Genomic DNA, 14,383 nt, shown 5'->3' with positions numbered 1-14,383 from the left:
GTCATGTTTGAAAATTTGGAGTTCTCAATTAAAATTTCGTTCTAACTCTTATTTAGCTAATGCCAGCAATTGACTAACAATATAATCAATCAATGCACTGGAAGTCATTACGTCGGTGGACCAAGATAGCGAAGAATCTACCTTTACGATCCGATCATGTTGCACAGCAGGTATGGCATTCCACACTGCATTATCAGAAGCAACGTTTCCATCTCCTAAGAAGATCATATAATCCCCAGAGTAAGCGGGTAATACTTCCATGGAGACATCGCCCCAATATTTATCTGCATCGATAATATCCGTTTGGACTTTTGAAGGTGCCTGCAATTGAAGTTCATTGTAAACAAGCTCGCCAACGGCATGCTTGGCTCCAGCTATGTAGTTACTTTTATCACTGAATTCTCCAACCGTAATCGTCATATCGGAAAGGCCCGCATTCTGAAAGGCTAGCTTTGCTTCTTCGATTTTTCCGGTATAAGCATTCAAAACATCCTTAGCCTCTTCCTGTTTGTTCAAAACATCGCTAATAAATTGTATCCGCTCTTCTGTAGTCATATCACCATAGGGAACATAAATGGTCGGGGCAATTTTGGATAAATCATCATACGACTCATCACTCCATGCCAAAATGATAAGATCAGGCTCAAGCGTCATGATATCTTCCGGCTCCATGGCTACTTTTATGGAGTCTGTAATCTGGTTAGCATAAACAGGCTCTGTCTCTCCCCGTGCAGCTCTAGCCACACCTAAAGGAGTTACACCTAGGGCTACCACATCACCAACCAAATAATCGACTACAACTCGCTGAGGATTGTTAGGCACCTCAACATCACCCTTAACTGTGGTTATCGTTCTGGTCTGCGAGACTGCTTCCGAAGCTTTTGTCTCCGACCCTTCCTGTTGTGCCGTCTGCTGTGTCTGAGCAGGTGTTGTATTCGCCGTTCCCCCATTATTCGCTGGCGTCCCTGACGTACATGCTGTCAATAACAGCATCATGCTTATCGCCGCCGCCAAAATCATTTCTTTACTTCTTAATGATCCAAACATCGTTGATTCCCCATCTCTATAAGACTTGACTAGACTCGCTAGTTCCCTCTCATCGTAAGGGAGATGAGAATCATTATCAATACCATCAACCTGCATGGATAGTGCGTTTATTTTCCGATAATCACTTGGTGTCATCTTGTAATGTTTCTTAAACATGCGGAACAGGTTTTTCTCATCTGCGAAACCAGCTCCAGTTGCGATTTCTTTAACCGTCGCTTCTGTATGTTTCAAGTCATGACAGGCAGCTTCAATCCTTCTCTGAATGAGATACTCCTGTAAGTTCATCCCTTCCCTTTTTTTGAACAACCGCGTTAATTGTCCACCACTGATCCCAAACATATCGGCAATTTGTTGAAACATAATCGGCTCCCTGTAATGTTTATCGAGATATATCTTGGCAGAACAGGCTGGATCTGGCTGGAGATACCGAATCTCACCACCCTCCAAATCCCTGTATACCTCATGAATCAATTGATATAGAAAACTTTTGGCCTGTAGTTGATCCATCGCCTTGCCACGTTTCCAGCCATTCATCATCCGTTGGAACCAATCGCGTAGCAAGATGGGATTACTTGGCGTATAACCAAACTGTTGAACAAATGGATTTACTTGCTCCAGTAATTGTTGCAAATGTTTCTTGAAAAAGAGAGGTGATTCTGCTCTATAAAACACCATAAAGGTCTTCACCATCTCCTCTTTAGGTGTAATACTGAGCAGGCTCCCCTTCCCGCCGTGAACTAAACCAAAGCGTTCCATTGCAAATGTGGTTTCATTCAGTTGGATTTGCGCTTCTCCCCCATATGCATAGATAAACATGCTACTAGGCATTTTATATTGCTCCAACGGGTATTGTGACGCTACATTCTGAAAGCGTACATCTATTAATGTAATGATCGAGCGTGTCCAGATACTGGCCATCATATCAATCATCTCTGGTGTAAATCCCTGTCTTGCTTCTTCCTCTTGCATCTATCCGCGCTCCTCGTTTCACTTTTTCCAATGTATACATCACTCAATAATTGATATTGATTATCAATATCATATTTGATCAGGTAAGTATATCATCATTAAGTGATATTGGGGAACAGGCAGTAGACGTTATGCTTTTCATCCGCTTTCGTAAAAAAAACTAAAAAGGAACACCTGAGAGTACAAAAAAAGCCTGATCCATATGGATCAGGCTTCTTCATTATGTTTTTTTGTATTCAACAAGTTTACGTAGTCACCATGTTTCTCTTGTCACCTGCGACCAAATTTATTAAGACTTTGCAGGTTTCCGAGAAGGTTTGGATGAGCTCGATTTTTTATTCTTTTTCTTACTTACTTCCACAACCACTGGCTCCTGTGGATGTTCCACCGGGTACATTTTGCGGAACAATAACGTCTGCAGTACCAGGAACGAACCCCCAACTGTCCAGTAGAGCGGCATCGCTGCCGGAGCTGTAAGAGAAAAGAATGCCATCATCAATGGGGAGAGATATCCCATGATGGCGAACTGTTTTCGCTGCTCAGGCGCCATATTGGCTTGTGATACCTTGGCTTGAATCAGATATATGACCGCGACCACCACAGCGAGTACATAGTCCGGCGCTCCCAGTTTGAACCACAGGAACGAGTGGGCGGACAACTCCGGTGTAAGTCGGATGGCTGTGTAAATACCGGACAGGATAGGCAACTGAATGAGCATTGGCAAGCAACCAATGTTCAGCGGATTGAACTTATGTTTCTTGTATAGCTCCATCGTTTCCTGAGACAGCTTTTGCTTATCAGCAGGGTCATTTTTGCCTTCATATTTTTTCTTAAGCGCATCCATTTCAGGTTTCATGGCGTTCATGATGACTCGTGTTCCCTGCTGGGACTTGGCTTGACGCATCATCAATGGCAACAGTGCTAAACGAATGACCAGCGTAATCACGATAATCGCGACCCCGTAGCTTCCGTTAAATATCGTGGCAATATGCTGAATCAGATACGACAGTGGAAATACAACATAGTGGTTAAAAAATCCCGGTGTCGATGAAGTAATCTCCGACACGTTGTTGCTGCATCCGGCAAGCAGCATGACTGCAAACAAAATGGCAATCAGGCCATAGATCCGTCCCTTGCCCGATCTAAAAGTGAATCCCTTGTTAGTCTTATGTTCCATATATATCCTCCTCGTTGATTTGTTGACCAATCGTTCAACGAGGAATGACAATCTGGTTCATCTTCATCGGGCGCTTCTCTTCGTCTAATCATGCGGCTCCAGTCTTCCTGTCTATGCTGTCTGTCCAAACACAGGGCAGGAAGAACAGGTTCAAGTCCACCACCGGCGCCACCTTCCATCCAGTACTCTGTCATGCCACAATGAAGATGGGCAATATAGGCATAACTGACGGTGAAGATGAGTCCAATCGAGAATAAATATGGTAATAACTCCTGCAGTTCAAACAAGGGATTCACCCCCTTTATAGGTTAGTTTTTATATTATAACACTTACATATTGTTTTTGCATAAATCCGTACGTGAAAACAAATACTCTTCAGCTATTCCGTTCTCAATTTGGACAACTCTTGCTCAGCTCGGTGTCTTGCCACGTTATAAGAAGGCCATGAGCGATCTGATGTATCCATATCCAGATATGCTTGACGTTCCAGCATTTCCCTCTTGAGATCCGGATACTCCTCCTGAGCAAACTCTCGAAGTAACGGAACTGCATCTGCCGATAGACTCGCCAGATAGGTTGCATCAATATTGCCAGTCTGATGATAACGTTCAATATTCAGCTCGGCAATCCTTTTATCCATGCCCACATAGTTGACTGCAACATAAGCTGTGAGCGCCAGCACAATATACCAGCGAATCAGCGGTATTGACGTGTACCGTATACGAAGGCCAGCAATCAGCAACAGGAGTGCAAGGAAGATCATAAATGCGTGTACCAGGAAGCGGATGTACGTATATCCATATGCCTGCTCATAAAGATTTAGGCGCATAAACGCGGAATACAACATAATTGCTGAACAACTGACCAGAATCAGGAGCAATACCTGATGCACGATGGAACCCGCTTTGCCACTCGAACGGGTATACTGCAAAGCAACAATAAGAATAAAGAAGTTAATACCTGTGACGAGAATTAACTCTGCGAATCCACTTCTCGCATAGTCTGCGTAAGACAGATCTACCGGAAGATGCCCCTCTCCTGCACCAAACAGATACGAAAACTGTACAAGTACAAACAAAACGTACACACAGTTAATGACAACCAGCATCGTCCCTACAATGATGGGATCCAATCTGAATGGTTCCCGCTGAACTGGAGTGCGTTCGGGCTCGGGTGTAATCTTATTCGTAACCTTACCTTCAGTGGCCGGGTCCACAGGAGAGAATATATAGGTGTGGTCACGCTTATCAACCGTGGATGCAGCTCCATTTTTCCAATGTGCGTTCTCTCTCTTCTCTGCCTCATATTGCATTGGCTGTACGAATCCCCATACATAACCGAACAGCAATACACCTGCGATGACAATCCAGATGATTCTCGGTATCCCTGGAGTAAAAGCTAGCTGATTCAGCCACTCCGGAAAACCGGCTAAATACTGATCAAAGACCCCGTCAGCAGAGGACAGTAATGCAACGACTACAATGAGGATAGGCAAGGACGCCACAAGACCAATGAGTACTTTAAAAACAACTGTTTTCTGTGATTTGCCGATGCCACGCCCTCCTGCTCTCACAGCAATGGCAGCAACCGTCCCCCAATGACGTATGGCTTGAGGCAGCAAGTGGTCAATAGCCGTACCAATCAAACCAATCTCCCACCACTGCTTCTGTTTTCTGCCCATCAAATACGTCATATGTAAGATAACTACGCCGGGTACAACCAGAAAATTAAGAACATACAGCAGTTCATTGTCGTATAACAGGAACGTTAGCGACAACAATAGTACTACAGCCGCCACAAAAGCATCAATCAACTTGAAAGACCTCATGCGGTCCCGTGCAAACAGATACATGAACACATAAAAGAGAATTGCAAAGATAGGATACGATACGCCAATCTCATTACCATAGAATAAATACTGGTGAATGATCGCCAGCATCCATGCAGACAGTAGCGTGATTAGAGCGCGTTGCGGTGAAGCCATTATTTTATCAATCATGGGAAAAACCTCCATTAACCTTTCTATGCTATATTCTAGATGATAAAATAGGAATATAAATAGAAATTAAAATCGACAAAACTTCTTATTTTAGAGGAATACGTCAGAGTTCACCTCCAGGAGGGGATCAACACTTGAAATTACATCAGCAATATCTGCTGTTGCATCGTCATTACGGTCACCATACAGAACATGAACTTACACTCGCCGATCTCGCTGAGTTGCTAAATTGTACACACCGCAATACGTTAACGATTGTCAAAAAGATGGTTGCCCATGATTGGATTCGTTGGGTTTCCCAGCGTGGCCGTGGTCGGCGTTCTTCACTGACTTTGCTTGTTCCGGCTGATCAAATCGCCGCAGAATATATGATGCAGGCCATGAATCGCCGGGAGTTACAGGAAGCTGCCGAGCAGGTGAGCGCATTCTCCAGTTCAACAATCATGCAGGATCATCTAAACCAGTGGTTGCTTGGATATTCAGGACATCATACGGAAGCCGGCACCAATAATGAGCAGATTGATACACTTCGGTTGCCCCTCCGCCAACAGCTTCATGCGCTTGATCCGCTTTACATTAATCTATTAGCTGAATCCTTTGTTACTAGCCATGTCTTTGACGGGTTGGTTCAGCGGGGTGAACAGGGAGAGATTCTCCCATGTCTCGCTCATACCTGGGATGTCAGTGCAGACCGAAAGACATGGATCTTTTATTTGCGGAAAGGTATTACTTTTCACGATGGTCAGTTGTTGACGTCCCATGATATTGTACATACGTTTGAACGGCTGCAATCTACAGATCGCCGGACACTGTACCGTGATGTAAGTAAACAGATTCTTTCTATTGAAGCGGTCGATTTCTTAACCGTGTGTTTCCAGCTTAAAAATCCTCATGAATTGTTTTTGTCCTTCCTGACAACAAGTCGTGCGGCGATTGTACCCTCACCAGGAACAAACGAACATAAGATGAAGCATTCGAGTGATGTACATGGGATGCAAAAACCTGTTGGGACGGGGCCGTTCAAGGTCACTGCCTGGGATGATCACTTGTGCAGACTTGAAGCCTTTTCCTCGTATTTTCAGGGTAGAGCACATATGGACCGAGTAGATATCCTGCAAATTCCGTGGAGTGCCTCGGCAAAAATGGACGATAGCCAAGATATCGAAACTCCGTTCTTTCATCTAGTTCATAATCCGTCTTTGTCTGCGGGTGCAGACTGGACACAGATTAGTGCAGGTGTGATGGTTCATAAATTACTCACGTGTAATACACAAAAAACCGGACCGTTAAACGATCCGGCAGTAAGAGCACACCTTCAGTTATGCCTTGCTGGAATGTATAGAGATGATGGAACTGCAGAAGACTCTGAGGTCGTTGTGTCTGATTTTAGTACGGTGAATACCAAGAAAGTCCAGGCCCACTCGGAGGGATTTAGCGATATATCGATAAGTTCCGTATCCTCCAGTCCCATCTCCCTGCACATTGCAACCATTCCACAATATCGCAGGGATGCCCAACATCTGGCGTCCATACTGGAGCAGTGCGGTTTCTCTTGTACCGTCCGTACCGCTACAATGGAGCAGTTCAAAGGAAATCTGCGGTTGGAATCTGATCTGATTCTCTTCTCGCTCATTCGGGACAGGGACGAAGAACTGCGCAGGTATGATCTCTACTCCACGTTGTCTGAGCATTTGGAAGATTCTGCTCGCATAGCGATTCATAAGATTTTGCAAACCATCGTCGCCTCTCCCATCGCTGCGGATCGAACTCGTGAATTAGACCGCATTGAGCAATTTTTGGTCAGCCAGAACCTACTGTTCCATTTATCTGAAAAACCGGTAGAGACGGCTTATCTGCCTTCGGTGCGTGGTCTATCTTTCAACAGCCAGGGCTGGGTGAACCTGCGTCATATCTGGTTTCCTTCTGACGCACGAGCACATCAGTCTGATTAAACATCGTATTATATGACTTATACCATCCGATCACGTATCTTTTTTTATTTTGACATGGTCGTGATCGGCTCTCCCTGTTTGCTTCTCAATAAAATAGTATCTTTACGTCGATATACTCCAAGCAGTAAACCCACCATGGCGTATTCTAAGATCACATGAGAACCAAATCCAATAAAAGGGAAAGTAACGCTGACAATCGGAACCTTTCCGGTAGTCATCGCCAGCGAGTAAAGCATTTGCAATGCAAACATCATTGTAATACTAAACACGATCATACGACCAAATTCATCGAGTACACGAGGTAGCATTTTCAGCATACTAGTAAGAAACCATACGATTCCAAGCAACAGCATTATGCCTGCTAACCAACCAAATACATCAATAAGCATTACACCGGGATAGTCCATATAAAATCCTGTAAAGTGGTCCAAAGACGTGTCAGAACCGTTTCCCCACCATCCGGCAGAATGAAGAATATTCATAATCGTTTGGTTATAGTAACCGTTTCCTAGCGGATCATTCTGGAGATCCAACACAACAGAGAGTCTCTCAAACCGCCTGTATTCACCATTCAAAAACAACTGTATCATAGTGACACTTCCCGTAATTGCAGCACCCACGAACGTATAAAACCATTTTCGTGTAATCCAGGCAAACAAGATAATAGTTGCCGTTCCGAATGGAAACAATCGTACCCAATCTGAAGCCTGAAACAGGCTAAAAGACGGCAAAGCCACAAGAAGAATATACGATGAGACAGATTGTACATCGCACTTATTACGCAGCTTATCCATCATAATCGCACCTATGGCAAGGGGCAATACCCACATGGATATCGTCGTAAGATCAATTGTTAACCCAAATATGCTCCAGAACCGTTGTACACCATAATCAAACGGTGATACCAGGGGATTAATCCACAACATTCCACTTAACAAAATATAGATCCACCAGGCAGATTTTTTCCATTTTTGATAATCAAAATACATCAAAAACACCATCAGCACTAAACCAACAATAGTGTAGAGCAAATGACTTTTATACAAAAACTGAAACTTTTCAACTGAGATATTTGTCGTATAAATCCATGTCAGCAGCAGGCTAATGATTAGCAAACTGGCAAGTCCCGTTAGCAACCCCCAATGCATACGATGGCGATGCAATCGGTGCATGCTTTTGCCCACTACTGAAGGATCACCCATCTGTTCAATGGCATATGCAATTGCTTCTTCCTCTGTATAACCTTCTTGTTCTTTATCCAAAATCATCTCTTCCATGTGGTTTCCCAACTCATCACGCAAGTCATTATGTACTTCGCGAGCTTTAACCTGAACACACATGTGATCAAGATAATGCTGAATTCGCTCATGTCGATTCGTCATGTCAGGCCTCCTTCCCCAAGCACCCGATCCACAGCTCGACGGAACAAATTCCACTCTGCTTTTTTACTTTGTAAGGCCTCCATCCCCTTGTCACGAATCGAATAATATTTCCGTTTACGGCCTTCAACCTCCATCCAGTACGACTCTACCCATCCTTCAATCTCCATGGCATGCAAAATAGGATATAACGTGCCCTCTTTCAAATTAAACACACCCTCAGATTGACGATGTAGTTCCTTAATTAATTCATAACCATACAACGGTCGTTCCTGAAGCAAGGTCAGAATCAATGTCTCGGTACTGCCTTTAATCATTTGTTTGTTAACCTGCAACGCGCTCACTCCTTACTTTTCAATTCATTTAGCAAGAATTTTTAGATTTTGAAAAATGACACTTTCAAATCTCTTCTTTTCACATACATCGGAAACCTATGCATAGAACAACTAGGTATGATATTACCTTATCCTTCCTTTTCTGTCTAGCCAACAAGCTTCTTTATTTATGTTAAAATAAACAAGTCTTTCATTCACGAACTCTAATGATGGATCTATATATTCGTGTATTTTTCAATTACATATCCTATTTTTTGAATCTAATTAAAGGAGGCATTACATTCATGAGCAAACTAATTTTCTTTCTCGGCGGGGCCGGAAGTGGCAAGACCACACTTGCCAAAGCCCTTTCCCGTAAACATAAAGCTGCTTTCTTCGACATGGATATTCTGCTTCGCCCCGCGGCTGAGGCGATTATGACCCTTCAGGGACTCGATCCATCCGACCGAGATTCGCCTGAATACAAGAGGTTGTGCCGTGATCTTGGGTACCGCATTACGATGGACGCCGCTCTGGATAACGTTCAGTTGGGTATCGATACCATCGTTGTAGGACCCTTTACCAAAGAAATTGAAACCACCGATTGGATTGCTCAGGAACTTGCACAGATCGGACGTACCCTGGATGATACGGATGTGCGCGTGGCCTATATATATCTGGAGAATGAAGCGTTGTATCACAAACGGATCTCAGCAAGACAATCCCCACTTGATGAATGGAAGTTAGCCAACTGGGATGCCTTTACAGCTTCTCTCATCCGAAAAGAAGTAGCTTGGCCCCTCCCAGCTTCATCCGTCGCATATATTGATAATTCTAGTGATGATCCTGCGATTGCCTATGCCGAACTTGAACAACGGATGTACGAGTAAAAAAGAATCACACCTCAATCTTGCTTTGGTGATAGGTAGAATAAACGCTTCTCTCGCCAACTTCTGACTCACTTCTAACACGCTACGAATCTCAGGCACCTTATTACCTGGTTTGGACTAACATGAAAATTCTAACGAACCTCAGTAACGCTAAACTGGAGCAGACAAGTGAAAATGGGCAAAAACTGGCTATATACGAAGTGATAAGGTGTCTAAGATTCATTACGATTTCAATCTGACTCATATGCTTGGAATAGGGTGCGTCAAGTTCGTTAGCTTTCCCAAAGAGTGCCCAGCAATGAAGCCAATTGTGCGCAAAAATGCTTCTGAATGCTATTCGAATGTGATCTGAATGAAAGCTGTTCACTGATCACATATACATATCTAATCAAAATCAAAAAAAGGGATCCGTCTCACCAAGCCTAGCAGGCCGATGAAACCGATCCCTTTTTCCATTAAACATCCCCGCACAACATGGGATATCCGATACCTTCTACTCCAATTGGACGTCAGATATCTGCCGAGAAGAATACTTCACATTCCTCCGTCCCCCTACCATCCACCCATCCATGCACTTAGCATAAAATTACCAATCTCCCTATCCGCGCTGACGCGCCGCATGACGTTCAGCAATACGAGCCGTAATTATTCCATGACTCTCATCGATTTCTTCCGGTGTACACGCGGCTTTTAATTCATATACTTTCACCCGCGAACGATCAATGATATCCAAAAATGAATCAAAAAAGGTCATGTCTTTACTATGAATGTATGGACACCAATGATCTGCCAACCCTACGGTTTCATGAATATGCACACCAACCACGTGATCAATCAACGCGTTAGCCTCACGTACATTGTCATATAGGCCCATTCGATCCATCATCATGCCGTGACCAATATCGTACCAGAGTCCAAGCGGCGCGCCCTTCATGTGTCCAATAATCGTTCCGGCTTCATGCAAAGTGGGCATCTGATAACAGCGTGAACGGGTCTCAATACCGAAGTTCACTCCGTATCCCCGCTGCTCCGACAAGTTGCATACCTCTTCCAGACTCTCCTGAATCCGGCTCAGGTAATGTGCGCTGCCATCTTCCCGCTTCTCCAGCATCTCTTGCCATAAAGATTGATATGAAGGTGAGTCCGGCCCCTGATCGTGGTATATCTTTTTCAACGCTTCATCTATATTGTATTCAAACGGAACCTCACCCGGATGTACAACGACAGCCTTGGCCCCATAACGATGTGCGTACTCAGCTGAGCGAAGTAACAGTTCAATCGCCCGTCTGCGGCGCGGTTCATCATCGAATCCGAGCAGGACGGAATCCGTCCCGTAATCTGGATCAGCCACATGCGGAAATGTATTATGCACACTGGATACACCGATCTCTCCCCGTTCAATCATCGGTTCTATCGTCTGCAGCATCTCTTCCGTAACGTTGTAATTCAATTCCACCTGTCTGAACCCAAGAGACTTGATCTCTTCAATCATGCCTTGTCCGGTCGTATGACGTTTGATATTCCAGCATGTTGAAAACGAATATTCCTGCTTGTCCGTATACATGATTGGTCCTCCTGTCTCTCATTCTATCGCCCATTCATATTCCATTTATCTCTATCTATATAAGTTGAACCAATAAACTTTACACTAGATCACTCCAATGCAGTACCATCTTCCGATCGCTGTTATCCCCAGGTTTTTTTGATCCCCTTCTCCAAAGGGAAAAATCCGGTGATAGCTTATGCTTCCGATGCAGCTTTCTTGCAGAAAGCTTTCAGGCGAACGCTCCGCTTCTTCAGATCCGTTCTGCACTCTTCGTTCTCGTGTAAATGTTCAGTTCATCTTATATACCTATTCATTCCTCTATCCGTTGTTTTCACGGAGGGTCAATTCAAATCTCATCTTGTTCGCAGTCTTTCCAGGCACATACCGATAGATGATCTCCGCATGATTCACGTACATTAATACGGATGGTTCAGGCGCTTCAGCCTTCACTGTACACGTAAGTCCAGGGAACTGCCATAACGCTGGTGTAATGTCCTGCTGCCGAAGGGATGGCCCTCTGATTTCAAAATAAACATCGATCTCTTCCGCCGTATCCAGTTCCACATCAATGGTTAACGAATCTGGCGTGAGATCCGCGTCAAATGTCACTCCGCGCAGATGACTGTTCCAACTCTCTCCTACCTCACGGCGGATCAAGCGAAGATAATAACGCTCACCCGTTTCTGTCTGCCAGTGGATTGTGGCCGGATGCATCTGGCCGTTGGTATTCACACTTCCCGACATCGCACCAATCATCCGGTCCTCACCAATCCAGGCCTTGGCCGTACATAGATTCCGATTGGACGTTGGATCATTGCGCTCACACAGTTCCATGAACTGTTTCTGCACAAGCCGATCCGCTTGATGAGCCTTGAAATACGGCACGGCTTCCGCGGGGACATCTACTCCAAGGAGCGCAATCAGTGGATCATGGCCTGACTCACAGTTGATTCCTGTCAGATATTCATACCCTTCACCAAGTAAAAGATAGATAAATACACCGATTGAACTATGCTCTCGCATCTCCATGTCGTACGCCCGAGAGAATGGGCCGGAGAGATTCTCGAGGTTGGCATTGTAATATAGCGCAATGTTATTCCAGAGCCCGTGTTCGATCCGGTGTCCAATTTCAACCAAACGTTCGGTGAGACCATACTTTCGATACATGCCAAGCACGGACAGATCGACACCATAATAGGTTGTCGTATTGAATTCCGCGAATGTACCGTCGTATTGTTCAAACTCCTGCATCAACCCCTCCGCCTGTTCATCCGAATGCTGAATCCATTCTGTTCGGTTCAAGCGATGGCCGTAGTAGTGGGTGATGAAAATATGCATTAACTCAATATTGGTGTTCATGGGGATTACGTCAGATAACCTGCGTTCTATTGACCCTTGAACAGCCAATGCCATGGCATGGTCCATCCGTTTCATGAGTGTCTCCGGTATAAGTTCAGCGAATTCAGCAGTTACGACTACACAGACACAAGCGATAAACTCGCGCCAGTTGGGATCATAGCTGATCCATACCGGTGGCAGAACCTGATTCACCGCCGAATGAAACAGGCGTTTCATTTGTTTGGGATCTGCGGCCTCTGTGAGCAGAGATCCATCTTCCTGTAGTTTATGGATAAACTGCGCAGACACCTTCTCAAAGGTGCGTTCCAGGAAATAGGCCGTGCCTGGCGCAAAAGATTTCCAAGCATAGTGACCCGCTGGTGGATGCGCATCAGTGGGTCGGGTCGCAAAGGTTCCGTGATAAATCTCATCCGGAGCGTCATATTGAACATCGAGCACCTTGTGGAACACTTGTATCGCGCGTTCCACATCACCAGGCTCATTTCGAATTAACAACCCTAGCGCATAATGTGCGCTGGCTCGTGTGCTGTGCTGCGATGAATCCTCTTCTTCAAAACTCCGAAGCAGATCCAGTTCCTTATCATAGAAGCTATCCATCATCGTCATGGACTGGTTTACAAGATACTGCTGCTCTTTCGACATCTTTTCTACCATTCGTTGTGTCATGTCATTCGCCCTCCCGAGACTATAGGTGCGTGTTCAAAAAGATCAGTTTTCAGTACCAAGAAGATGGAATTAAGCTAGAAATGGAGTAGCGGAGCGTAGGACAACTACGTGAGCAACGGACATTTCGGCTAAATTTCATATTCGATGCTGATGATGCCACTAGGCATCATTCGTAATCAAAAGTGAACTTTTTGAACAACCTCTATTAACCTTTTACAGCACCTACCATTACGCCACTGATAAAGTACCGCTGCAACCACGGATACACAAGCAGGATCGGTAACGTTGAGAATATAACGCTGGCTGCTTTCAGACTCTCAGGCAGGACCTGAACGGCACCAATGCCTTCGTTCTGCATCAATTCTGTAATCTGGTTTTGCTGAATCATCTGATACAATTTCAATTGCAAAGGGTAAAGCTCAGGCTTGGTAATATACATGAGTGCATCCTGGAAACCATTCCACCGTCCTACCGCGTAGAACAGGCTCAGTGTTGCCATAACCGGAAGGGATAGCGGCAAGATAATACGCATAAGTGTTCCGAAGTGGCTGCTTCCATCAATGCCTGCTGCTTCTTCCAGACTTTCGGGAATACCTCGGAAGAAGGTAATGAGGATGATCATATAAAACGGACTAATCAATCCAGGCAGAATAAGTCCCCACGTGCTGTCGAGTAGATGTAGATTTTTGATCAGAATGTACTCGGGAATAATGCCGCCACTGAAGAACATCGTCACGACAATGACAAGCATGAACCACTTGCGCCCTTTCAGATTACTCTTCGCCAGTGGATATGCAGCTGCAATGGTCATCGCCATGCTTAACACCGTACTCAGAACGGTCAGCCAAATGGTATAGATGAGGGAACGAATCATCGATCCATCTGCAAATACTTTGGTATACGCCTCAAAGGATAACTCTTTGGGGAAAAAGGAAACTTCTCCTGAACCGATCGCCCGGTTCGAGCTGAGCGAGATCGCAATAATATGAATGAATGGTGCAAGACACAGCACCATCGTAATGATAATAAGAATGACGTTTACCGTGTTGAATATTCGATTCGCCGTGTTTTCAGACATCTCACTC

Annotated in this window: 11 protein-coding genes; 2 read left to right on the top strand and 9 right to left on the bottom strand. The window is 44.8% G+C overall.

Annotation, left to right across the window (positions count from 1 at the left end):
* Window positions 1–48 precede the first annotated feature (48 nt).
* The 4 genes from QNO02_RS12770 to QNO02_RS12755 form a co-directional block, all read right to left on the bottom strand.
* Window positions 49–2,016, bottom strand: a complete 1,968-nt coding sequence (locus QNO02_RS12770) for an AraC family transcriptional regulator (protein WP_091031296.1) — start codon at window positions 2,014–2,016, stop codon at window positions 49–51.
* Window positions 2,017–2,305: 289 nt separating this feature from the next.
* Window positions 2,306–3,193, bottom strand: a complete 888-nt coding sequence (gene yidC / locus QNO02_RS12765) for a membrane protein insertase YidC (protein ID WP_289392245.1) — start codon at window positions 3,191–3,193, stop codon at window positions 2,306–2,308.
* Window positions 3,130–3,480: a hypothetical protein gene (locus tag QNO02_RS12760; RefSeq protein ID WP_176872672.1), complete on the bottom strand. Its 351-nt coding sequence runs from the start codon at window positions 3,478–3,480 to the stop codon at window positions 3,130–3,132. The genes yidC and QNO02_RS12760 overlap by 64 nt, the downstream gene beginning before the upstream one ends.
* A 92-nt stretch (window positions 3,481–3,572) precedes the next feature.
* On the bottom strand, window positions 3,573–5,192 hold the full coding sequence (locus tag QNO02_RS12755) for a DUF4153 domain-containing protein (protein ID WP_289392244.1): 1,620 nt from the start codon (window positions 5,190–5,192) through the stop codon (window positions 3,573–3,575).
* A 134-nt stretch (window positions 5,193–5,326) separates the two neighbouring features.
* Between QNO02_RS12755 and QNO02_RS12750 the strand changes: the two genes are divergently transcribed.
* On the top strand, window positions 5,327–7,144 hold the full coding sequence (locus QNO02_RS12750) for an ABC transporter substrate-binding protein (protein ID WP_289392243.1): 1,818 nt from the start codon (window positions 5,327–5,329) through the stop codon (window positions 7,142–7,144).
* A 44-nt stretch (window positions 7,145–7,188) separates the two neighbouring features.
* On the opposite strand, the gene QNO02_RS12745 is transcribed toward QNO02_RS12750, so the two are convergent.
* Together QNO02_RS12745 and QNO02_RS12740 are read right to left on the bottom strand one after the other, a co-directional pair.
* On the bottom strand, window positions 7,189–8,526 hold the full coding sequence (locus tag QNO02_RS12745; RefSeq protein ID WP_289392242.1) for an FtsW/RodA/SpoVE family cell cycle protein: 1,338 nt from the start codon (window positions 8,524–8,526) through the stop codon (window positions 7,189–7,191).
* Window positions 8,523–8,858 (bottom strand): PadR family transcriptional regulator, encoded by a 336-nt coding sequence (locus QNO02_RS12740; protein ID WP_017688825.1) that lies wholly within the window; start codon window positions 8,856–8,858, stop codon window positions 8,523–8,525. Before QNO02_RS12740 ends, QNO02_RS12745 begins: the two co-directional genes overlap by 4 nt.
* 284 nt (window positions 8,859–9,142) lie before the next feature.
* Here QNO02_RS12740 and QNO02_RS12735 point away from each other — a divergent pair, with 284 nt between their 5' ends.
* Window positions 9,143–9,727: a P-loop nucleotide/nucleoside kinase family protein gene (locus tag QNO02_RS12735; protein WP_249910915.1), complete on the top strand. Its 585-nt coding sequence runs from the start codon at window positions 9,143–9,145 to the stop codon at window positions 9,725–9,727.
* 598 nt (window positions 9,728–10,325) lie between these two features.
* Here the strand turns inward: QNO02_RS12735 and QNO02_RS12730 are convergent.
* The 3 genes from QNO02_RS12730 to QNO02_RS12720 all read right to left on the bottom strand — a co-directional run bounded on the left by QNO02_RS12730 (window position 10,326) and on the right by QNO02_RS12720 (window position 14,376).
* Window positions 10,326–11,291, bottom strand: a complete 966-nt coding sequence (locus tag QNO02_RS12730; protein WP_289392239.1) for a sugar phosphate isomerase/epimerase family protein — start codon at window positions 11,289–11,291, stop codon at window positions 10,326–10,328.
* Window positions 11,292–11,591: 300 nt separating this feature from the next.
* Window positions 11,592–13,298 carry a DUF8769 domain-containing protein gene (locus QNO02_RS12725; RefSeq protein ID WP_289392238.1) on the bottom strand — a complete coding sequence of 569 codons (1,707 nt, stop codon included), beginning with the start codon at window positions 13,296–13,298 and terminating at the stop codon, window positions 11,592–11,594.
* A gap of 205 nt (window positions 13,299–13,503) precedes the next feature.
* A complete protein-coding gene (locus QNO02_RS12720) occupies window positions 13,504–14,376 on the bottom strand; it encodes a carbohydrate ABC transporter permease (RefSeq protein ID WP_062834079.1) in 873 nt (290 codons plus the stop codon).
* Between the last annotated feature and the right edge of the window lie 7 nt (window positions 14,377–14,383).

Origin of the sequence: Paenibacillus sp. PK1-4R, from assembly GCF_030369595.1 — a bacterium.
Classification (GTDB): Bacteria; Bacillota; Bacilli; order Paenibacillales; family Paenibacillaceae; genus Paenibacillus.
This window is presented reverse-complemented; position numbering and strand designations above follow the sequence as displayed.

What these genes read in the sequence shown, in the direction of transcription:
- QNO02_RS12770 (WP_091031296.1), bottom strand. Translation starts at nt 2,016, where the DNA reads ATGCAAGAGGAAGAAGCAAGACAGGGATTTACACCAGAGATGATTGAT.
- yidC (WP_289392245.1), bottom strand. Translation starts at nt 3,193, where the DNA reads ATGGAACATAAGACTAACAAGGGATTCACTTTTAGATCGGGCAAGGGA.
- QNO02_RS12755 (WP_289392244.1), bottom strand. Translation starts at nt 5,192, where the DNA reads ATGATTGATAAAATAATGGCTTCACCGCAACGCGCTCTAATCACGCTA.
- QNO02_RS12745 (WP_289392242.1), bottom strand. Translation starts at nt 8,526, where the DNA reads ATGACGAATCGACATGAGCGAATTCAGCATTATCTTGATCACATGTGT.
- QNO02_RS12735 (WP_249910915.1), top strand. Translation starts at nt 9,143, where the DNA reads ATGAGCAAACTAATTTTCTTTCTCGGCGGGGCCGGAAGTGGCAAGACC.
- QNO02_RS12730 (WP_289392239.1), bottom strand. Translation starts at nt 11,291, where the DNA reads ATGTATACGGACAAGCAGGAATATTCGTTTTCAACATGCTGGAATATC.
- QNO02_RS12725 (WP_289392238.1), bottom strand. Translation starts at nt 13,298, where the DNA reads ATGACACAACGAATGGTAGAAAAGATGTCGAAAGAGCAGCAGTATCTT.
- QNO02_RS12720 (WP_062834079.1), bottom strand. Translation starts at nt 14,376, where the DNA reads ATGTCTGAAAACACGGCGAATCGAATATTCAACACGGTAAACGTCATT.